Origin of the sequence: Streptomyces sp. NPDC015220 (genome assembly GCF_043079345.1) — a bacterium.
Classification (GTDB): domain Bacteria; phylum Actinomycetota; class Actinomycetes; order Streptomycetales; family Streptomycetaceae; genus Streptomyces.
In genome coordinates this window covers 198662-219989 of the sequence record NZ_JBIBUK010000009.1, presented here as the reverse complement: position 1 = coordinate 219989, position 21328 = coordinate 198662, and the positions used below count along the sequence as shown (strand labels likewise).

The following is a 21328-nucleotide window of genomic DNA, read 5'->3' as shown; positions in this document are numbered from 1 at the left end:
CATGTCCGACACCCCCGAGCTCAACCGGCGGCCCGAGTGGTCCGCCCTGGCGGACCACCGCGGCCAGTGGACGTCGCACCTGCGGGAGCTGTTCGCCGAGGATCCCTCCCGCGCGGAGCGGTACACGGTGCGCGTCGGCGATCTGCGCATCGACTACTCCAAGCACCTGATCACCGACGAGACCCTGGCCCTGCTGCGGGAACTGGCCGCCGCCACCGACGTCTTCGGACTGCGCGACGCCATGTTCCGCGGCGAGAGGATCAACCTCACCGAGAACCGGGCCGTGCTGCACACCGCGCTGCGCGCCCCCAGGGACGCGGTGGTCGAGGTCGACGGCGAGAACGTCGTGCCGAAGGTGCACGCCGTGCTGGACAAGATGGCCGGCTTCGCCGACCGGGTCCGCTCCGGACAGTGGACCGGACACACCGGCAAGCGCATCCGCAATATCGTCAACATCGGCATCGGCGGCTCCGACCTCGGCCCCGCCATGGCCTACGAGGTCCTGCGCGCCTTCACCGACCGCGACCTCACCGTCCGGTTCGTCTCCAACGTCGACGGCGCCGACCTGCACGAGGCCACCCGTGACCTCGACCCGGCCGAGACCCTGTTCATCGTCGCCTCCAAGACGTTCACCACCATCGAGACGATCACCAACGCCACCTCCGCCCGGACCTGGCTGCTGAACGGACTCGACGGCGACGACAAGGCCGTCGCCAAGCACTTCGTGGCCCTGTCCACGAACAGCGAGAAGGTCACCGCGTTCGGCATCGACGTCGACAACATGTTCGAGTTCTGGGACTGGGTCGGCGGACGCTACTCCTACGACTCCGCCATCGGCCTGTCCCTGATGATCGCCATCGGCCCAGACCGCTTCCGCGAGATGCTCGACGGCTTCCGCATCGTCGACGACCACTTCCAAAACGCCCCCGCCGAGGCCAACGCCCCCCTCCTGCTCGGCCTGCTGGGCATCTGGTACGGCAACTTCTTCGACGCCCAGACCCACGCGGTCCTGCCCTACAGCCACTACCTGTCGAAGTTCACCGCCTACCTCCAGCAGCTCGACATGGAGTCCAACGGCAAGTCCGTGCAGCGCGACGGCGAACCCGTCCACTGGCAGACCGGCCCGGTCGTCTGGGGCACCCCCGGCACCAACGGCCAGCACGCCTACTACCAGCTCATCCACCAGGGCACCAAGCTCATCCCCGCCGACCTCATCGGCTTCGCCAACCCCGTCGCCGAACTCAGCGGCGAACTCAAGGCCCAGCACGACCTGCTCATGGCCAACCTCTTCGCCCAGGGCCAGGCCCTCGCCTTCGGCAAGAGCGCCGACGAGGTACGCGCCGAGGGCGTGCCCGAGGAACAGGTCGCCCACCGCACCTTCCACGGCAACCACCCCACCACCACCATCCTGGCGACCGAGCTGACCCCCTCCGTCCTCGGCCAGCTCATCGCCCTGTACGAACACAAGGTCTTCGTCCAGGGCGCGGTGTGGAACATCGACTCCTTCGACCAGTGGGGCGTCGAACTCGGCAAGGTCCTCGCCAAACGCGTCGAACCCGCCCTCACCGAGGGCGCGGACGTGCCCGGCCTCGACCCGTCCACCGCCGCCCTCGTGGCCGCCTACCGCACACTCAGGAAGTGAACTGACATGCAGCTCGGACTCATCGGCCTCGGCAAGATGGGCGGCAACATGCGGGAGCGCCTCCGCAACGCCGGCCACACGGTCGTCGGATACGACCGCAACCCCGAACTCTCCGACGTCGAAAGCCTGGTCGACCTCGTCGACGCGCTCGACGGCCCGCGCACCGTCTGGGTGATGGTCCCGGCCGGCGGCGCCACCCAGCACGTCATCGACCAGCTCGCCACCCTGCTCAAGCCGGGCGACGTGGTCGTGGACGGCGGCAACTCCCGCTGGACGGACGACGAGAAGCACGCCAAGCAGCTGCACGCGCGGGGCATCGGCTTCGTCGACGCGGGCGTCTCGGGCGGCGTGTGGGGTCTGAAGAACGGCTACGCGCTCATGGTGGGCGGCGAGAAGGAGTGCGTCGACCACCTCAAGCCGATCTTCGACGCGCTCAAGCCGGAGGGCCCGTACGGGTACGTCCACGCCGGCAAGGTGGGCGCCGGCCACTTCGCGAAGATGGTCCACAACGGCATCGAGTACGCGATGATGCAGGCCTACGCCGAGGGCTGGGAGCTGCTGGAGAAGGCCGACTCCGTGGAGAACGTCCGCGAGGTCTTCCGTTCCTGGCAGGAGGGCACGGTCATCCGCTCCTGGCTGCTCGACCTCGCGGTCGACGCCCTCGACGAGGACGAGCACCTGGACAAGCTGCGCGGCTACGCGGAGGACTCCGGCGAGGGCCGGTGGACCGTCGAGGCGGCCATCGACAACGCCGTGCCGCTGCCGACGATCACCGCCTCGCTGTTCGCGCGGTTCGCCTCCCGCCAGGAGGACTCGCCGCAGATGAAGATGATCGCCGCGCTGCGCAACCAGTTCGGCGGCCACGCCGTCGAGTCGGCGAAGAAGGGCTGATCCGCCGTGGGGGACCTTCTCCTGGTCCGCCACGGTGAGACGGAGTGGAGCGTGTCGGGCCAGCACACCAGCCACACCGACCTGCCCCTCACCCAGCACGGTGAGGAACAGGCCAAGTCGCTCGCTCCGCTCCTGTCCGGCCGGACCTTCGCACTGGTGCTCACCAGCCCGCTCGGCCGCGCCGTGCGCACCGCCGAACTCGCGGGCCTGACCGGGGCCGTGCCGGACCCCGATCTGCACGAGTGGGACTACGGCGGCTACGAGGGCGTGACCACGGCCGAGATCCACCGCACCCGTCCCACCTGGGACCTGTGGACCGACGGGGTGCCGCCGGGGCCGGACGGCGCCCCCGGCGAGTCGCCCGAGGAGGTCGGGCGGCGCGCCGACCGGGTGCTCGCCCGGGCCGACGCCGCGCTCGGCCAGGACGCCGGGGACGTGGTCCTGGTCGCGCACGCCCACTTCCTGCGGGTGCTGACCGCCCGCAGGCTGGGCCTGACGCCCGCGGACGGGCGGCTGTTCCAACTGGCGACGGGCACGGTCAGCCGGCTGTCCACGGAGCACGACCGGCCGGTCGTCGCGGAGTGGAACACCAGGCCGTAGCGGAACACCGGGCCGTAGCGGGCTTTGCCCCTCGGCGGCCCGCTCCTCGGCGGCCGCCGGGCGACGAGGAGCGGGGCCCGGCGGTGACCTCGCGCCCTCGGCCGAGCGGGGCCCCGGCGGGAACGCCCGGGGCCCCGCGCTCGTCCGACGAGGCGCGCCGGTCGCCGGAGTACCCCGCGTTCCGGTCAGACCCCGTCCCGGCCGGCGGTGGCGCGGTGGTCGTCGGCCGGTGACACGGCCGCGTCCAGGAGCGGACCCAGTTCACGGGCCACGGTCGTCAGGGGCCCGGTGCCGCCTTCGGCCCTGGCCATGATGATCGCCCCTTCCAGGCTGCTGATCATCAGCGTGGCCAGCGACTCCGCCCGCCCGGTCGGCACGCCCAGCTCGGCCAGGGCCTCGGCCACCGGCTGCCGCCAGTTCGCGAACGCGGCGGCGGCCGCCTCCCGGGTGGACGCGCCGCAGGACGCGTGGTCGACGGTCGCCGCGGCGACCGGGCAGCCGCCCACGGCGCCGGTCGTCTCGTACTCGTCGGTCCACTGGCGGACCATCGCGGCGAACAGACCGCTCGGCGTCGGCTCGGCCAGCCCCGCCAGGAAGCGGGGGACGCGCCGGCCGGCGTAGCGGCCGGCCCACGCCACCGCCTCGTTGACCAGTTGCTCCTTGCCGCCCGGGAAGTAGTGCTGGAGCGATCCGCGCGGCGCCTCGGCGTGGGCGGCGACGTCCCGCATGCCCGTCGCGCCGACTCCGTCGCGCCGGATGAGCTGGGCCGCGCTGAAGACCATCCGCTCGCGCGGCCCCCGTCGGCTTCCCGTCATCGTGTTACCTCCCGGCGCCGTTCGGCGGACTTCTCGGCCTCCACCCTATGACTGACGTCATAAACCCCGCTACTATGACCGCCGTCATAGAACTGTCTCGCCCCCAGGACGGTCTCCCGTGAACGTCGGTTTCATCGGTCTCGGAGTCATGGGACGGCCCATGGCGCTCCGGCTGCTCCGCTCCGGCACCCCCCTCGTCGTCTGGAACCGCACGGCCGCCCGCACCGCCGCGCTGTGCGCCGCCGGCGCCGAGGCGGCGGCCGGGCCGGGCGAGGTGTTCGCCCGTGCGGACACGGTGATCCTGATGCTCGCCGACGGCGCCGCGATCGACGCCGTCCTGTGCCGGGGCACGGCGGACTTCGCGGACCGGGTGGCGGGGCGGACGGTCGTCCACATGGGCACCACCTCGCCCGGGTACTCCCGGGACCTGGAGGCCGCCGTCCGGGCCGCGGGCGGGAGTTACGTGGAGGCGCCGGTCTCCGGCTCCCGCGTCCCGGCGGAGGACGGCAGGCTGGTGGCGATGCTGGCCGGGGAGGAACGGGCCGTCGAGGCCGTGCGGCCGCTGCTCGCGCCCATGTGCGAGCGGACGTTCGTGTGCGGTCCGGCGCCCGGCGCGCTGCTGATGAAGCTGGCGGTGAACCTGTTCCTGATCACGCAGGTGACCGGGCTCACCGAGTCCTTCCACTTCGCCGGGCGGCAGGGGCTAGACCCGCGGCTGTTCCTGGAGGTCCTGGGCGCCGGCCCGATGGCCAGCCCGGTCTCGCTGATGAAGGCGCCCAAGCTCCTGGCCGGGGACTTCGCGGTGCAGGCGGCCGCCCTCGACGTGCTCAAGAACAACCGGCTGATCGCCGAGGCCGCCCGCGCGTCCGGCATCGCCTCGCCGCTGCTCGACGTCTGCCACGCCCTGTTCGAGGAGACGGTGACGCTCGGGCACGGCGCCGAGGACATGGTGGCGGTCCTGCGCGCGCTGGAGGCGCGCACCGGCCTCCGGGACTGACGCGCGGGACCGCCCGGCCGGGGCGCGTCAGTCCTCGCCCGGCCCCCCGGTCCTCGCCGGGATGCCGTACGCCCGTTCCACCCGCAGCCGCAGCACAAGCCGCCGGTCGCGGACCATAGCGGCGCGGAAGTCCTCCCAGTCGGGGTGTTCCCCGAGCACGGCCCGGTACAGGCGGATCAGTTCCTCCACGGTCTCGTCGTACGGGTCGGCCGCCACCGCGGAGAGTTCCGCGGTGCCCTCGGCGACCGTGTAGGCCCAGCGGTCCGGGCCGGTGACGTGGTAGGAGGCCCGGGGGTCCCTGCGCAGGTTGCGGGTCTTGGCGCGGTCGTCGGTGATCGACACCCGGATGACGCGCTCGTCCGGGTCGTAGGCGTGGCTGACGTTCGAGAGCTGGGGCCGGCCGTCGCGCTTAAGGGTGACCAGCACTCCGCCGTGCCCTTCGGAGAGCAGGGCGAGGAGTGCGGCCTGCGCGGGATCGTGCGCTGTGTCCTGGGTCATGCCGGGGTCAACTCGCCGGGCAGCGCCGCGCATTCCCCGGCCGACAGCGGTAGACACTGTCTACTCCCAACTGGTAGACACTGTCTATGAGTGATGCGGAGAAGGGTCCGGGAGCACTGCGGGACCGGCTGGTCGACGTGGGGACGCGGCTGGTGGCCGAGGAGGGCGCCCAGGCGCTGACCCTGCGGGAGATCGCCCGCCGGGCGGGTGTCTCGCACGGGGCGCCGCGCCGTTACTTCCCCACCCATCTGGAGCTGCTGTCGGCCATCGCGCGCCGCGGCTTCGCCGAGCTGGCCGAGCGGGTCGCGGCCGCGCTCGGCGACGGCACGGCGAGCCCGCGCGCCCAGCTCACCGCGCTGGGCCGGGTCCATCTGGAGTTCGCGCTGGGCAATCGCGGCATGTACGAGCTGATGTTCCGGCACGACCTGCTGGAGAGCGGCCACCTGGGCCTGCGGGACACCAGCCTGCCGCTCTTCGGGATCCTGGTGGACCTCGTCGCCCGGGTCCGCCCCGGCGCCGACGCCCGCCTGGTCGCCGGCTCCCTGTGGGCCGGCCTGCACGGCGTCGCCCAGCTCTGGGGCTGGGGAAGCCTCCAGCTCGCCACGGGCGCCGACGACCTCGCGCCGCTGCTGCGTACGGTCCTCGACGCGCACCTCGGGCCGGAGGAGACCCCGTGAGCCGCCGCGAGCGGGCGGTGGCGCTCACCTGCAGTGTGGGCGGGGCGGTGATCGTCGCCCTGGACGGCACGGTCCTCACCGTCGCCCAGCCCAGGCTGCAACGGGAGCTGGGGGCGTCGTACGCGCAGGTCCAGTGGACCAGCACCGGGTATCTCGTCGCGGTGGCGAGCCTGCTGGTGTTCGCGGGCCGGCTGGGCGATCTCCCCCACGGCCTGCGGCGCGGGGGGCGCCCCGTCGGGCACCGGCGGCTGTTCGCCGTCGGCATGCTGGGCTTCGGCGCGGCCTCGGCGGGCATCGGCCTGGCGCCCGGCATCGGCTGGGTGATCGCACTGCGCGTCGTCCAGGGGGTGTTCGGGGCGCTGGCGCAGCCCGCCACGCTGGGGATGCTGCGCGCCGCGTTCCCGCCCGACCGGCTCGGCCCGCCCCTGGCGGTGCGGACGAGCGCCATCGCGTTGGCGGCCGCCGCCGGGCCGGTGGCAGGCGGGGCGCTGGTGGCCGGGCCGGGCTGGCGGGCGGTGTTCTTCCTCAACGTCGCACCGGCGCTGCTGTTCGGGCTGCTCGCGCTCCTGCTCCCCGGCCCTGGGCGGACCGGGCCGGACCGGCCCCCGGCGGGACGGCTCGACCTGCCCGGCGCGCTGCTGCTCGCCCTGGCCCTCGGCTGCGCGGTGCACACCCTGGTCGCGCTGCCGGAACCCGGCGGCGGCGGACCGGCCGCGGCCGTCGGCGCGCTGGTGGCGGTGGCCGCCATGACCGGCTTCGTCCGGCACGAACGCCGGACCGGCGACCCGCTGCTGCCGCCCGACGTCATCGGGTCGGCGGCCGTCGGCTCGGCGCTGGCCGTGCTGGTGGCCGCGTCGGCGGCCCTGTCCGGCACCCTGTTCGTCGTCACGTACGTCCTTCAGGACACCCTCGGCCTCGACCCCTTCCAAAGCGCCCTGCGCAGTCTGCCGCTGGCCCTGCTGATGGTGCTCGCGGCGCCCGCCTGCCCGGTGCTGCTGCGCCGCTGCGGAGCCCGCCGTACGTCGGTGGCGGCGATGGCCGCGCTGGCGCTGGGCGTCCTGGTGCTCGCCCGGGCCTCGGGCGCCCTCGGTCTCGGCGTCGGCTTCGCGCTGCTCGGCGCGGGGTTCGGCACGGTGATGGTGGCGGCGACGCACGTCGTCGTACGGGAGGCGGCGGTCACCTCCGCGGGGGTCGCGGGCGGCTTGCAGCAGACCGCGATGAACGTGGGCCCGGTCCTGGGCGTGGCCGCGGCGACCGCGCTGCGGACGGCCGGCGGGAGCGCCGGGCTGCCCCTGGCGGTGCTCGCCGGGGTCGCCGGGGCGGGCGCGGTGGCGGGCCGCGCGCTGCCGGGCCGGGAGGGGGCCGGTGCGCTGCCCGGACGTCCCCCTACGGCGGCCGCGGGGGCGGGCGGCCGTGCGGCGCGGGCGGACCCGGCCAGGACACCGCCCGCTCAGGACGGGTGAGCCACCGCCGCGTCCGGATGGGGCAGGTGGTGGTCGAGGCGCGCCCGTTCGGTGCGCGCCGCTGGTCGCTGGAGTCCGCCTGGGAGCGGCGAGGTACGGGTGCCGGTCCTCATGGCGAAGGTGGGCGCTTCCTCGGGCGAAGCGCCCACCTCACGAGTCGCCCCGCGCCTCCGCTCGACCGGCCAGGGGACGGCCGGCTCACGGTGGCCCCGGGCTCACACCGCCTCGAGGCGTGCACATGCAGCTCAACCGCTTCCGGCTCCAACGCTGCAGCGTCCCGGAAGAACGCCGGATACCGAGCCCTGGCCACCTCGTCCTTCATCACCACCAGCAGCCCGCCGGCCCCGAGCGCCGCGTCCGCCCGGTCGATGAACTCCGGTCTCGGGATGCGCCGCCCCAACTCCACCGAGGCGATCATGTCCTCGCCGTAACCCAGCATCGCGCCCAGCTCGGCGCGGGTCAGCCCCCGGCTCGTCCTCAGCAACCGCAACTGCTGCCCGAAGCAACGGAGGATGCCCGTCTCGCCCTCGCCGTTCCCCGTCCACGGTGCCCTCCCACCTCAACCCGCCCACGCGGAAGCGCCACCGCGGCACTCCGCCGCGTGGCGCGTGACCCTCACTTTCCGCACACCATAGGGACACACACCGTGTCTGTCGCCCGACTGGGGCCGCTTCCCCCGTACCGCGTACCGACGCCCCCCGCCTGACGTCGCTCGCTGTCGGCCCTCGCCGACCTGGGAGCACGCCTCCGCCGCGCTACGACGTGCCGACGAAGCCCCTGCGAAGGGGGCCGAAAAGGTAGCGAGTTGGGGCCGAAGTGCCTACTGTCGTATCAGAGTTGACTCAGCGAGGGGGAGCGCACGATGGATCCGATCGTGTTGGCGGCGGGGTCGGCCCTGGTCAGTTCGATGGCCACGGACGGCTGGGAGCAAGCCCGAGCGGGACTGGTCGCGCTGTGGCGGCGGGTGCGCCCGGCACAGGCCGACGCCGTCGGGGACGAACTCGCCGACGTCCGCACCCAGGTCCTCACCGCCCAGGACGCGGAGGACACCGCGACCGTGACCGCGCTGACCGGCAGTTGGCAGGTGCGGCTCCAGGAACTGCTGGGTGAGGACCCCGCGTTGGCGGACGGACTGCGACGACTGCTCGATGAGACGCTGGACCCGGTGCTGAGGGAGCACGCCCGGGCCCACGACGGGTCGATCGTGATCACCGCGACCGCCTCCGGACATGCCCGGATGAACGTGGCGGGCAGGGACGTCAACGTCAGGTGACCGCGTCGGCGTCCGCCCCCCGCGGACCCCTCGCTCCCGCACGGCCCTTGCGGGACGCACACGGCAGGAGGCCCCTCGCCCCGGCGCGGGTGCTGATCGAGGTGTTCCCGGCCGCTTGACGACTGTTCCGGTTCGTCGCAGGAGCAGCGGCCCCCTGGAGGGAGTCGAGGTGCCGCGTCTTCGCTGGTTCAGGAACCGGCCGACCGACAAGAACGGACGGCCGCCGGACAGCCGCACCGGCGAAGCCGGCCCTCACGGGGTGCCCGCTCCCCCGTCCGCGGGGGAGGACCGTCCCGGCGTGTCGATGAAGGCATCGGCGTCGGACCACGGCCGCATCGTCATGTCCGCCGGGGACACGACCGTCTACGAGGCGCCGGCGCCGTACGGCCTCACGAGTTGGTCCGCCGACCTGCCCGTCCTGGCCCCGGAGCGAGCGCGCTCGCACCCCAGCCTGCTGCTGCGTACGAACAACGCGGTCGTGCGCTTCACCGGCCGCGAGGCGGAGCTGGAGAGCCTTCGCCGCTGGCGGGACGACGTCTCCCTGCCCGTCGTGGCGGTGCGGTTGGTGCACGGCCCCGGTGGGCAGGGCAAGTCCCGCCTGGCCGCACAGGTCGCCCGGCTGTGGTCGGCCGACGGGTGGTCGGTGCTGATCGCCCATCACCGCCGGGACCAGCCCGCGCCGGCCGCGCGGTCCGCCGGTCCGACGGCAGGCGCCCGCGGCACACTGGTGGTGGTCGACTACGCCGAGCGGTGGGACACCGCCGATCTGCTCTCCCTGCTGAAGGACCTCCTCGTGCCCGGCGGCGGCCCCGTCCGGGTCCTCCTCCTCGCCCGGTCACCCGGCCACTGGTGGCAGGGACTCCAGTACCCGATCACCTACCGCATGGAAGTGCCCGCGGACGCCCAGGAGCTGGGACCGCTCGCACAGCACCCCGTCGGCCGGATCGACCTCTTCACGGCGGCCCGCGACAGCTTCGCCGAGCAGCTCGGCGTGCCGGAGCCGGAAGCCGTGGCGGCACCGCCGGCCCTCATGCGGCACGAGGCGTACCGCCTGGTCCTCAGTGTGCACATGGCCGCGCTCACCGCCGTCCTCGCGCATCTCGACGGGACCACGGCGCCTACCGAACCCACGGAGGTCTCCGCCTACCTCCTCGCCCGCGAACGTTATTTCTGGCAGGAGCTGTACAACGGTCCCGGCCGCCTGGTCCCGACCGACCCGGGCACCATGGCCCGAGCCGTCTACACCGCGACGCTCACCGGCCCACTGCCCCACCGTGTCGGGGTGCGAGCCCTGCACAGGATCGGTATGCGCTCCGCCGACCCCGATCAGGTCCTCACCAGCCACACCGTCTGCTATCCCCCGTCGGCCGCCGGCATGGTCCTCGAACCGCTGTATCCGGACCGCCTCGGCGAGGACTTCCTCGCCCTGTCCACTCCCTTACCCGCTCGCACGCACGAATCCGACCCATGGGCGGACGAGGCGATGGCGAAGCTGCTGTCCGAAGCACCGGAGGACCCCGCGTCCCCCTGGATCCGCCCGGCACTGACCGTCATGATCGAGACCGCGCGCCGTTGGCCGCACATCGCGGAGCGGCTGTGCCGGGCGCTTCGAGAACGTCCCTGGCTCGCGGTGCGGGGCGGCAACGGCGTGCTGACCGCGCTGGCCGAACTCGACTTCCTCGACAGCGACCTGCTGGAAGGCATCGACGCCCATCTCCCCGTCGGTCCCAGCCTGGAACTCGACGTCGGCATCGCCGCGTTCGCCCGCCGTCTGACCGAGGACCGGCTGGCCCGCACCGACGACGCCGCGGCCCGCGCCTGGCTGCGGACCCTGCTCGGTGCCAGGCTGGCGTCCGCGGACCTCCATCTCCAGGCGGTGGTCGAATACCGGGAAGCCATCGCGATCTACCGCGGGCTCGACCAGGCCGACTTCTCGGTCGACCAGGCCGGCGGACTGCTGACCGCCCTCGGCGGCCTCGGCAACTCCCAGGCCGCGCTGGGCCGGTACGAGGACGCGCTGACGAACACCACGGCGGCGGTGCGGGCCCACCGCGTGTGGGCCGGGATCGATCCGGCCGCTCACGGGCCGACGCTCGTGCGGCTCCTGACCAATCAGGGAGGCCAGTTATGGGCGCTGGGACGGCATCAGGAGGCCGTGGAAGTCGCCGAGGAGGCCGTCGGAACCTGCCGCTCGCTGCGTGAGGGCCCCGTCCCGCACGCCGCCGAAGCGGCCCTCGGCGCCGCGTTGGGCAATCTCGGCATGATGTACGCGCAGACGGGCCGGCCGGAGGAAGCCCTCACCGCCACCGCCGAGTCGGTGGACGTCCAACGACGGCTCGCCGAGGCCGATCCGGCCGCCCACCGGCCGGGCCTCGCGGAGAGCCTGCACAAGTACGCGGCGGTCCGGGAGGTGCTGCGGACCGACACCGGCCGCGCCGCCACCGCCGCGGCCGAGGCGACCGAGACCTACACGGAGCTGGCCGCCGTACGGCGGGATCGGTACACCGAGGCCGTGCGGTCCAGCCGGGAGGTCCAGGAGGACCTCGACGACACCTCGTTCCCGGCCGAGCTGCGGCGGACCGCTCTCCGGCGCGGGGTCCGCCACATCTCGGTGTCCTCCGTCGGCGCGTACGCCCTGGCCGCTGCCGTCCTGGTCCACCGAGCGGAGCAGTACCTCGCCGAAGGCGACTTCGCGCAGGGCCGTGACCTGCTCACCCAGGCCGTCGAGCGGTACCGCGACCTCGCCGGGAACGACCCGGACGCGTACCGGCACGAACTGGGGAACGCCCTGCACCTGACCTCGATCGCCGAAGCCGCACTGGAGGACTTCGAGCCGGCTCTCGCACACAGCGCGGAGGCGACGGAGCTCATCCGGCTCTGCGTACGGGCCGACGCCGTCACGCCACCGGCGCTGGCCGCCGTTCTCGTGGCGAACGCCAGTATGCGCCTCGCGGCGGGGGCGGAGCTTCCCGCGGCCCTCGACGCCGCCATGGAGGCGGTGGAGCTCTACCAGGAGCTCGCGGAGCGGGCACCGGCCACGTACGGCCGGGACCTCGTCGCCGCCTATCACGTACTCGTCGGCGTACTGCGGGGCCTCGGCGACCACCCACGGGCCGACCGGATCTCGCGCGCCCTCGACGGACTCGGCCAGGGCGAGTCATAGGCCCGGCACCCGCCGGAGCCGGACGGCAACCAACGGAGCCGGGCGGAGGAGCAGGTGACGGGCTGGAACCCCACCGCGACGACCCGTGCCGTACCCCGTCGACGACGTCCTCCCACCTCACCCCGCGCAGGCGGCGGCGCCGGTACAGAAGCCCGCTGTACGGAGGCCGACCTCCACTCCCCCTCACCACGGGGACAGCCGCACCGTACCCGTCGCCGCCCTGGCCGACGCCTGGGGCGTCACCGACCGCGGCGGCGGCTCCGGCAAGACGGTGTGGGCAGTGGTCGGCACCGCACCGGACGGTCACCCGACCCCCGCGGCCCCCGGTGCCGTCACAGGTCTTCCGTCCCTGTGTCACGGCTCCCCCTCGCGGGACTCCGGGCCGACCGGCCGACGACCCGCCCCGCGCGTCGTCCCGCGGGGGTCGGACGCGTGACAGGGAATGCCCCATTTCGCGACGCGCCCGGCCCGGATCGAGCCCGTCCCGGGTGCGCACACCGTGCGAAGCGACCCGCCCCGCCCCGTACCGACCGCGCGGGCGGTGCGAAGATGGTGTCCTGACAGCCCCTCACCGCCGTACTACCGGCGGTGGGACGCGAGTTGACGACGGAGCCAGGTATCGATGACCTCCCTCAGCAGCGGCGACAGCGACGCCGCCCACCTGTTCGAGATTGACACGAGCAAGCCCCATCCCGCCCGGATGTACGACTACTTCCTCGGCGGGAAGGACAACTACGAGGTCGACCAGGCGGCGGCCGAGCGGTTCATGAAGGCGGCCCCGGAGGTGCGGGCGGGGGTGCTCGCCAACCGGCACTTCATGCACCGCGCCGTCCGGCACGTCGTCTCCGAGGGCGGCGTCCGGCAGATCCTGGACGTGGGGACGGGGCTGCCCACCGAGCCGAACGTGCACCAGATCGCGCGCTCGATCGCCCCCGACACCCGCATCGCCTACGTCGACAACGACCCGATCGTCAGCACGCACTCGATGGCGCTGCTGGAGGGCACCGGGACCTCCGTCGTCCTCGGCGACCTGCGCGATCCCCGCGCCGTCCTCGACCACCCCGAGGTGCGCCGCGTCATCGACTTCGACCAGCCGGTGGCGTTGCTGCTGGTGGCCGTCGTGCACTTCCTGTCCGACGCGGACGACCCGGAGGGCGTGCTCGCCACGCTCCGCGACGCGCTGCCCGCCGGTTCCTACCTCGTCCTCTCGCACGCCACCGGCGATGTGCACGAGGACCGGCGCGAGGACGCCGCGGCCGTCTACAACAGCGCCACCGCCACCTTGAACCTGCGGTCCCACGACCGGGTCCTCGACTTCTTCGGCGACTTCACCCTCGTCGAACCCGGCCTGGTGAAGGTGACGGACTGGCGCCCGGAGGAGCCCCCGCGGCGCGACGCCCCGCCGATCGGCATCTACGGCGCCGTCGCCCGCAAGGACCGCTGACCGGCCGCCGCCCCGGCCGGCCCCTCCTTCCGCCCGCACCCGGTCCGCCCCGGCCCGCGGTGCGGGCTCGGCGCCCCACGCCCACCGGGGGCCGGCAGGGCTACGCCGCCTTCCGGCTCCCTTCCCGGTGCGCGCGCACGATCTCCGCGTACCGGTGTCCGCTGCCCTTGATGGTGCGGGCCTGGGTCCGGTAGTCGACGTGGACGAGGCCGAAGCGCTTGTCGTAGCCGTACGCCCACTCGAAGTTGTCCAGCAGCGACCAGGCGAAGTAGCCGGCCAGCGGGGCTCCCTTGCGGGCGGCGGAGGCGCAGGCGGCGAGGTGCCCGACCAGGTAGTCCTGGCGCTCGGGGTCGTCCACCGAGCCGTCGGGGCGGACCACGTCCGAGAAGGCGGAGCCGTTCTCGGTGACATGGATCTTCCGGGCGCCGTACTCGTCGGTGAGGCGCAGCAGCAGGGTCTCGATGCCGCTCGCGTCGATCTCCCAGTCCATGCCGGTGCGCGGCACGTCCGGGCGGCGCACGGAGCGCGCGTGCGGGGCGGGGCCGGCGGGGTCGTCGGCGACGTGGGCCGGGAAGTAGTAGTTCAGGCCCAGCCAGTCCAGCGGTGCCGCGATGGTCTCCAGGTCGCCCGCGCGCTCGGGGAGTTCGACCCCGTAGACCTCGCGCATGTCGGCGGGGAAGCCGCGGCCGTGCACCGGGTCCAGCCACCAGCGGTTGACGTGCCCGTCGTGGCGGCGGGCGGCCGCGAGGTCCTCGGGGCGGTCGGTGGCGGGGAAGACGGTGGAGAGGTTGTTGACGATGCCGACCTTGGCGTCGGGGGCGGCGGCGCGGATCGCCTGGGTGGCCAGGCCGTGGCCCAGCAGCAGGTGGTAGGAGGCGCGGACCGCCGCGGTCAGGTCGGTCAGGCCGGGCGCCATCTTGCCCTCCAGATGGCCGATCCAGGCGGAGCAGGAGGGCTCGTTGAGGGTGGTCCAGTGGACCACCCGGTCGCCCAGGCGGTCGGCGACGACCGCCGCGTAGGAGGCGAAGAGCTCGGCCGTCGCCCGCTCGGGCCAGCCGCCCCGGTCCTGGAGGGTCTGCGGGAGGTCCCAGTGGTAGAGGGTGACGGACGGCGTGATGCCCGCCGCCAGCAGGCCGTCGACCAGCTCGTCGTAGAAGGCCAGGCCCTTGGCGTTGACCGGGCCGTCGCCGCCGGGCACCACCCGGGGCCAGGCGATGGACAACCGGTAGGCGTTGACGCCCAGTCGGCGCATCAGGCCGATGTCCTCGCGCCAGCGGTGGTAGTGGTCGCAGGCGGTGTCGCCGTGGTCGCCGCTGTCGGTCTTTCCCGGGGTGTGCGAGAAGGTGTCCCAGATCGACGGCGAGCGGCCGTCCTCGGCGACGGCTCCCTCGATCTGGTAGGCGGAGGTTGCCGTGCCCCACAGGAAGTCGCGTGGGAGCGCGGCGAGGTCGATGGTCACGAAAGTCCTCTCGGAGTCGGGGAGTTCGGTCATTTCACGGCTCCGGCGGTGAGTCCGGTGACGAGGTAGCGCTGGAGGAGGAGGAAGCCGGCGACGACGGGGACGCTGACCACCAGCGAGGCGGCCATGATCTGGTTCCAGTACACGTCGTTGAGGGTGGAGTAGCCCTGGAGGCCCACGGCGAGGGTGCGGGTGGTCTCGTTGGTCATGACCGAGGCGAACAGGACCTCGCCCCAGGCGGTCATGAACGCGTAGACCGCCACGGCGACGATGCCCGGGACCGCGGCCGGCACGACGACCCGGAACAGCGCGCCCAGCGGGCCGCAGCCGTCCACCAGCGCCGCCTCGTCCAGATCGCGCGGCACCGAGTCGAAGTACCCGATCAGCATCCAGATCGAGAACGGCAGGGAGAAGGTCAGGTACGTCAGGATCAGCCCGCCCCGCGACCCGAACAGGGCGATGCCGGTGGCGTTGCCGATGTTGACGTAGAGGAGGAACAGCGGCAGCAGGAACAGGATGCCGGGGAACATCTGCGTGGACAGCACGGTGACGGTGAAGACACGTCTGCCGCGGAAGGAGTGGCGGCTGACCGCGTAGGCGGCGAACACCGCGATCACCACCGAGCAGGCCGTCGCCGCCCCGGCCACGATCAGGGAGTTCACGAAGTACCGGGCGAGCGGGACCGTGGACCAGATGTCGATGTAGGGGCGGACGGTCAGGCCGGAGGGCAGCCAGCGGAACTTCCCCGAGACGTCGGCCAGCGGCTTCAGCGAGCTGGAGACCATGACGTAGACCGGGACCAGCACGAAACCGGTCAGCAGGGTCAGGAAGATCCGCCGGAACCACAGGAACGAACGGGGCGGGGCCATCGGCGAGCGGGCCGGCCGGGGCGCGGGGCCGGGCGCGGGCGCGGGCGCGGGTGCGGTGCTAGACATCGGCCGTCCTCCTTCCCCGGGAGGTCAGCAGCAGGTACCCGCCCGTCACCACGAGCAGGAAGAGCAGCAGCAGGACCGACATGGCCGAGCCGGTGCCGAAGTTCCAGGTGACGAAGGACGACTGGTAGATGTGGACGGAGATGAGGTCGGCGGCTTCGGGGGCGGACCTGCCGAACAGGACGTAGGGGGTGTTGAAGTCGTTGAAGGTCCACAGGAACAGCACCAGGACCAGCACCTGGTTGACCGGACGCAGGGAGGGCAGGGTGATGCGGCGGATCTGCTGCCACATCCCCGCCCCGTCCAGCGCGGCCGCCTCGTACAGCTCCTTGGGGATGTTCTGGAGTCCGGCCGTCACGATGAGGAAGGCGAACGGCCAGCCCTTCCACACCGAGACGGTCAGCAGCGCGTAGAAGCTGTTGTCGCCGATGAGCCAGAAGGACGGCTCGCCGGTGAGGTGGAGCTGGTCGTGCAGGACGTGGTTCACCAGGCCGTTGTCGTGCTGGAACATGAACGCCCAGGTGATGACGGCCGTGTAGACCGGCAGCGCGTACGGGACCAGGAAGAGGGCCCGCAGCAGGCCGCGGCCGCGGAAGGAGTCCTGGAGGCAGATCGCGGCCGCCGTGCCGATCAGCCAGCACAGGCCCACCGACAGCAGGGTGAAGACGACGGTCACCCAGAACGAGTGCCACAGCGCCTCGCCGACCGGACCGTCGATGTCCACCGAGAGCCGGTAGTTGTCGATGCCGGACCAGGGCGCCGCGCCCCAGTCGCGGATGTAGAACTGGGTGAGCTCCTTGAAACTCATCGCGATGCCGATCACCATCGGCACCAGATGCACCAGCAGTTCCAGGAGCAGCGCGGGCAGCAGCAGGAGGTACGGCAGGCCGATGCGCCTTATCCGCCCGGGGCGGCGCCGGCCGCGCGCCGCCCCGCCGGAGGAGTCCCCGCGCGCGGGAGGCGCTTGTGCCTCCGTCGTGACGGTGGTGGTCATCCCGCTCACTTCGCCGGCATCTGCTGCTGGGCCTTCTGGAGCTTGGCCTTCACCGATTCGGTGGTCACCGCACGGCCGGCCGCCGCGTCGGCGAACAGCTCCTTCACCGCCGTGCCGACCGTCGTCTCGAACTGGGACTCGGTGGCGACCTGGGGCAGGGCGGCGGCGCTGCCGGCCAGGGTGTCCTTCAGCACGGCGTTGGCCGGGGTGCCGAAGGCCGCGTCCGCCTGTGCGGACTTGACCGGCGGGATGGTGCTGTACGCCTTGTTCAGGATCTTCTGCTCGTCGTCACTGGTCATGAACTTCACGAACTGCGTGGCGCCGTCGAGGTTGTGGGTGTTGCCGAACACGGCCATGTTGATGCCGGCCACCATGGAGTTGACCTGGTTCCCGGCGCCGGGGACGCCGGACCGCACGGGCACCGGGGTGATTCCGTAGGCGTCCTCGCTCATCCCCTGGGACTTGAGGTTGGCGGAGGCGGACTGCCACAGCAGCATCGCGGTACGGCCCTTGGCGAAGTCGCTGACCGACTGGTTCTGCGCGTACTCGGCGTTGCCCCGCGGGATGGCCTTGTCCTCGGCCATCAGGCCGACGTACTGCTTGACCGCCGCTACCACGCCGTCGGCGGTGAAGTCGGGCTTGCCGTCGGCGGTGAAGAAGTCCGCGCCGTGCTGCTTGGCGAAGACGAAGACGTGGTGGATGTTCTCCGAGACGTTGGCGCCCTCCGCGCCGAGGGCCTGCTTGCCCTTCGCCTGGATCTTCTTGCCGTCGGCGGTCAGCTCCGCCCAGGTGGCCGGCGGCTTGGCGATGCCCGCGTCGGCGAAGATCTTCTTGTTGTAGTACAGCGCGTACGCCATCGAGTACAGCGGCACGGCGGCCGGGTCCTTGCCCCGCGCTCCGGTCGAGCCGAGGGCCGAGTCGACGAAGCGGTCCTTGCCGCCGATCTTGGCGAAGTTCTCGGCGTCCCAGGGCAGCAGCGCGCCGGTGGCCTGGAGGGAGGCGCTCCAGGTGTTGCCGATGTTCAGGACGTCGGGGCCCTGGCCGGAGGTGGTCGCGGTGAGGATCCGGTTCAGCAGATCCGACCAGGGCACGACCTCCAGCTTCACCTTGATGCCGGTCCGCTTCTCGAACTTGTCGAGCTCGGGCCGGAGTACCTTCTTGTCGACCTCGATGCTGGCACCCTGGTTGGAGGCCCAGTAGGTGAGCGTCTTCGGCGAGTCGTCGGAACCGCCGCCGGTCGACGAACCGCCGCCGCAGGCCGTGGCCGCGAGGGCGAGAGACATGGTGACGGCGCCTACGGCCGCGGCTCGGATGCTGCGCATGGCTCCTGGTGTCCCTTTCCGGGAGTCGAGAGCCAGAGGAGACCTCCGGACGCCGACGACGACTCGTCCCCATTCGACTTCCGAAGCCCCTCATGGCTTAATTTAGGACGTGAGTTAAACCTTCCGGGGAGGGTCCGTCAAGGGATACGGCAAGGGCGAATCGGCAGCGGACGGCGGCGGGTCCCCGACCGCCGGCCGCGCGCACCCCCCGCACAGCGTCTGACCTGGGCCAAACCGTCCGACAGGCCCAGTGCAACGGTTGGGTATCGGCAGCCCGGCCCGGCGACCGGCCAGGAGCCCGCCGGGCTCCCGCCCGACTCCCGTACGGCCTCCCGCGCGGCGTCCGAAGAGCGCCGGCCGGTCAACGGCCCGTGCCGCGACCGCCGTCACCAATCCCCACCGCTCCTGACGCCCCGTTCACTCCCAGTAGGCCCAGGCCGCCCGGAGAGGGCTCTCGACGGCCCCTACGTTCACTTCCCGAAATGCACGGGCGCGACGCGGGCGTGCGGGGCGGGCGCACGGCCGCCCCGCACGCTTACGGCGCCCGGCCCCGTGCGGCTGCCGGACCGGCGTACGGCTCCGAAGCCGGGGCCCAAGCCGGGCTAAGCCGGGCTCGCCGCCGGAACCGGAGCCGGGCCCCCACGCAAGGCCCGGACTCCACGCCGGAACCGAGCCCGGACTCCACGCCGGAACCGAGCCCGGACTCCACGCCGGAACCGAGCCCGGGCTCCACGCCGGAACCGAGCCCGGGCTCCACGCCGGAACCGAGCCCGGACTCTAGGCCTGAGCCAGGCCCGGACTCTGGGCCGGAGTCGCGGCCGGGCTCTGGTCCTGGGCCGGAGCGGGCGCGTAACCCGCGGGACGGGTCGTGAACGTGCCCCGGCCCTGGGTGCGGCTGCGCAGCCTGGTCGCGTAGCCGAACAGCTCGGCCAGCGGCACGGTGGCCGTGACCACCGCCGTGCCGGCCCGCGCGACCTGGCCCGAGATCCGGCCGCGCCGGGCCGCGAGGTCGCCCAGGACACCGCCCACGGCGTCCTCGGGCACCGTCACCGTCACCTCGGCGACCGGCTCCAGCAGGCGCATCGCGCAGGCCCGCAGCGCGTCCCTGAGACCGAGCCGGCCCGCCGTGCGGAACGCCATCTCCGAGGAGTCCTTCGAGTGCGTCGCGCCGTCGGTGAGGGTCACCCGCAGCCCGGTCACCGGATGGCCGCCGAGCGGTCCCTCGGCCAGGGCGTCACGGCAGCCCGCCTCGACCGAGCGGACGTACTCCTGGGGCACCCGGCCGCCGACGACGACCGACCGGAAGGCGAACCCGTCGCCCTCGGCCGGTTCGACGTCCAGGACGACCTGGGCGAACTGACCGGCCCCGCCGTCCTGTTTGACATGCCGGAAGAGGAATCCCGACACCCCTCGGACGACCGTCTCGCGCAGCGCCACCCGTGGCCGGCCGACGTTGACGTCGAGCCCGTGCGCCCGGCGGAGCTGCTCCACGGCCACCTCCAGGTGCAGTTCGCCCATGCCCGCCAGCACGGTCTGCCCGGTCTCGGAGTCGGTCCGCACGACCAGCGACGGATCCTCCTCGGCGAGCCGGACCAGCGCCGAGGCCAGCCGGCCGGTGTCGGTGCTCCTGCGAGCCTCGACGGCGACCGACACCACCGGCTCGGCCGTGCCGGGCGGTTCGAGGACGATCGGGGCGCCGGGGTCGCACAGCGTCGAACCGGCCCGGGCGGACTTCAGCCCGACCACGGCGACGATGTCCCCGGCGAGCGCGCGTTCCAGCGGCGTCCGGCGGTCGGCCTGCACCCGCAGGATGCGTCCGACGCGCTCGGTGCGCCGCGCGGTCGGGTCCCACACGGTGTCTCCCCTCTCGATCGTCCCCGAGTACACGCGGAGGTAGGTCAGGCGCCCGGTGGCGGTGGCGTTCACCTTGAAGGCGAGCGCCGCGAAGGGCGCCTCCGGGTCGGCGGGCCGCCGCTCCGGTTCCGTGCCGCCACCCGTGCCCCGCACCGCGGGAACGTCGAGCGGCGAGGGCAGGTAGGCCACGACGGCGTCGAGCAACGGCTCGATCCCCCGGTTGCGGTAGGCGGAGCCGCACAGCACGACGACAGCGTCTCCGGTCCGGGTCAGGTCGCGCAGCGCGGCGGCGAGGGTGGCGGCGGTGAGCGTCTCCCGTTCGCAGTACTCCTCCAGAGCCGCCGGATGGCGCTCGGCCACCGCCTCCTCGAGCAGCCGCCGACGGCGCAGGGCCTCCTCGCGGAGGGCGTCCGGCACGGGGACCGGTGCGACACCGCCGCCGCCGTCCCCGTCCCCGTCCCAGAGGAACGCGCGCATGCGCACCAGGTCCACGACACCGCGGAAGCCGTCCTCCGCTCCGACGGGCAACTGCACGACCAGCGGCGCCGGGTGCAGCCGCTCCCGGATGGAGGCGACGGCGGCGTCGAGGCCGGCCCCGGCCCGGTCCATCTTGTTGACGAACGCGATCCGCGGCACGCCGTGCCGGTCGGCCTGCCGCCACACCGACTCGCTCTGCGGCTCCACCCCGGCGACGGCGTCGAACACGGCGACCGCCCCGTCGAGCACCCGCAGCGCCCGCTCCACCTCGTCGGCGAAGTCGACGTGCCCGGGTGTGTCGATCAGGTTGATCCGGTGCCCGTCCCACGAACAGCTCACGGCGGCCGAGAAGATGGTGATGCCGCGCTCCCGCTCCTGCGGGTCGAAGTCGGTGACGGTGGTGCCGTCGTGCACCTCACCACGCCGGTGGGTGGCGCCGGTGGCGTAGAGGATCCGCTCGGTGACGGTGGTCTTGCCGGCGTCGACGTGGGCGAGGATGCCGAGGTTGCGGACGACGGCGAGGGGGTTGCTGGTGTTGCGCACGGCCCATGGCCTTTCGGGACGATCCGGAAAAGGGCGGCGCGATCTCCCGTGCCGGGCACACACCCGACCTGACGCCCGCCGGTGAGCAGCGGGCGGTTCCTGATGGCGGGTCAGGTCCTCGACACGGACATCCGGTACCGGCCGCGCAGCGGGCACCGGAGCCCCGAGGACACCAGGATCACCTCGAACCGCGACGGGGGGACGACGGCAGCGGTGCGGTTGCGGTCACGCACGGCCGGGCTCCCCTCGATGGTCACGGTGCGCGCGCCGCCACCGGTCGGGAC

The 21328-nt window shown here is 73.1% G+C and carries 17 protein-coding genes; 9 read left to right on the top strand and 8 right to left on the bottom strand.

Annotated elements, in window-relative coordinates:
- Position 1: 1 nt before the first annotated feature.
- Genes pgi through ACF061_RS20345 form a run of 3 tightly spaced genes read left to right on the top strand, consistent with a single transcriptional unit; the run spans position 2 to position 3133 of the window.
- Positions 2-1642, top strand: a complete 1641-nt coding sequence (gene pgi / locus ACF061_RS20355; protein WP_392268294.1) for a glucose-6-phosphate isomerase — start codon at positions 2-4, stop codon at positions 1640-1642.
- Positions 1643-1648: 6 nt separating this feature from the next.
- Positions 1649-2533, top strand: coding sequence for a phosphogluconate dehydrogenase (NAD(+)-dependent, decarboxylating) (gene gnd / locus ACF061_RS20350; protein WP_392268293.1), 885 nt, complete (start codon positions 1649-1651; stop codon positions 2531-2533).
- Between the two features lie 6 nt (positions 2534-2539).
- Positions 2540-3133: a histidine phosphatase family protein gene (locus ACF061_RS20345; RefSeq protein ID WP_392268292.1), complete on the top strand. Its 594-nt coding sequence runs from the start codon at positions 2540-2542 to the stop codon at positions 3131-3133.
- A gap of 185 nt (positions 3134-3318) precedes the next feature.
- On the opposite strand, the gene ACF061_RS20340 is transcribed toward ACF061_RS20345, so the two are convergent.
- A complete protein-coding gene (locus ACF061_RS20340) occupies positions 3319-3948 on the bottom strand; it encodes a TetR/AcrR family transcriptional regulator (protein WP_392268291.1) in 630 nt (209 codons plus the stop codon).
- A 118-nt stretch (positions 3949-4066) separates the two neighbouring features.
- Here ACF061_RS20340 and ACF061_RS20335 point away from each other — a divergent pair, with 118 nt between their 5' ends.
- Positions 4067-4945: an NAD(P)-dependent oxidoreductase gene (locus ACF061_RS20335; protein WP_392268290.1), complete on the top strand. Its 879-nt coding sequence runs from the start codon at positions 4067-4069 to the stop codon at positions 4943-4945.
- 27 nt (positions 4946-4972) lie between these two features.
- Here the strand turns inward: ACF061_RS20335 and ACF061_RS20330 are convergent, their stop codons facing one another.
- Positions 4973-5443, bottom strand: coding sequence for a TIGR03618 family F420-dependent PPOX class oxidoreductase (locus ACF061_RS20330; protein ID WP_392268289.1), 471 nt, complete (start codon positions 5441-5443; stop codon positions 4973-4975).
- 86 nt (positions 5444-5529) lie between these two features.
- On the opposite strand from ACF061_RS20330, the gene ACF061_RS20325 reads away from it, so the two are divergent.
- The gene (locus ACF061_RS20325) at positions 5530-6120 is read left to right on the top strand and encodes a TetR/AcrR family transcriptional regulator (protein ID WP_392268288.1); all 591 of its coding nucleotides are present in this window, start codon (positions 5530-5532) and stop codon (positions 6118-6120) included.
- The gene (locus ACF061_RS20320; protein ID WP_392268287.1) at positions 6117-7583 is read left to right on the top strand and encodes an MFS transporter; all 1467 of its coding nucleotides are present in this window, start codon (positions 6117-6119) and stop codon (positions 7581-7583) included. The genes ACF061_RS20325 and ACF061_RS20320 overlap by 4 nt, the downstream gene beginning before the upstream one ends.
- 109 nt (positions 7584-7692) lie before the next feature.
- Here ACF061_RS20320 and ACF061_RS20315 read toward each other — a convergent pair whose 3' ends face one another.
- Positions 7693-8073, bottom strand: coding sequence for a multiprotein-bridging factor 1 family protein (locus tag ACF061_RS20315; protein ID WP_392268286.1), 381 nt, complete (start codon positions 8071-8073; stop codon positions 7693-7695).
- Between the two features lie 372 nt (positions 8074-8445).
- On the opposite strand from ACF061_RS20315, the gene ACF061_RS20310 reads away from it, so the two are divergent.
- From ACF061_RS20310 to ACF061_RS20300, 3 genes are all read left to right on the top strand, one after another.
- A complete protein-coding gene (locus tag ACF061_RS20310; protein ID WP_392268285.1) occupies positions 8446-8856 on the top strand; it encodes a hypothetical protein in 411 nt (136 codons plus the stop codon).
- 298 nt (positions 8857-9154) lie between these two features.
- Positions 9155-12019 (top strand): hypothetical protein, encoded by a 2865-nt coding sequence (locus ACF061_RS20305; protein ID WP_392268284.1) that lies wholly within the window; start codon positions 9155-9157, stop codon positions 12017-12019.
- Positions 12020-12641: 622 nt separating this feature from the next.
- On the top strand, positions 12642-13463 hold the full coding sequence (locus tag ACF061_RS20300) for an SAM-dependent methyltransferase (RefSeq protein WP_392268283.1): 822 nt from the start codon (positions 12642-12644) through the stop codon (positions 13461-13463).
- Between the two features lie 100 nt (positions 13464-13563).
- Here ACF061_RS20300 and ACF061_RS20295 read toward each other — a convergent pair whose 3' ends face one another.
- The 5 genes from ACF061_RS20295 to fusA form a co-directional block, all read right to left on the bottom strand.
- Entirely contained in the window at positions 13564-14955 is a 1392-nt protein-coding gene (locus tag ACF061_RS20295) for a GH1 family beta-glucosidase (RefSeq protein WP_392268282.1), read from the bottom strand.
- Positions 14952-15857 (bottom strand): carbohydrate ABC transporter permease, encoded by a 906-nt coding sequence (locus ACF061_RS20290; protein ID WP_392268281.1) that lies wholly within the window; start codon positions 15855-15857, stop codon positions 14952-14954. The genes ACF061_RS20295 and ACF061_RS20290 overlap by 4 nt, the downstream gene beginning before the upstream one ends.
- Positions 15850-16848: a carbohydrate ABC transporter permease gene (locus ACF061_RS20285; RefSeq protein WP_392268280.1), complete on the bottom strand. Its 999-nt coding sequence runs from the start codon at positions 16846-16848 to the stop codon at positions 15850-15852. Before ACF061_RS20285 ends, ACF061_RS20290 begins: the two co-directional genes overlap by 8 nt.
- 5 nt (positions 16849-16853) lie before the next feature.
- The gene (locus ACF061_RS20280) at positions 16854-18170 is read right to left on the bottom strand and encodes an ABC transporter substrate-binding protein (RefSeq protein ID WP_392268279.1); all 1317 of its coding nucleotides are present in this window, start codon (positions 18168-18170) and stop codon (positions 16854-16856) included.
- A 777-nt stretch (positions 18171-18947) separates the two neighbouring features.
- On the bottom strand, positions 18948-21044 hold the full coding sequence (gene fusA / locus ACF061_RS20275) for an elongation factor G (RefSeq protein ID WP_392268278.1): 2097 nt from the start codon (positions 21042-21044) through the stop codon (positions 18948-18950).
- Positions 21045-21328 lie beyond the last annotated feature (284 nt).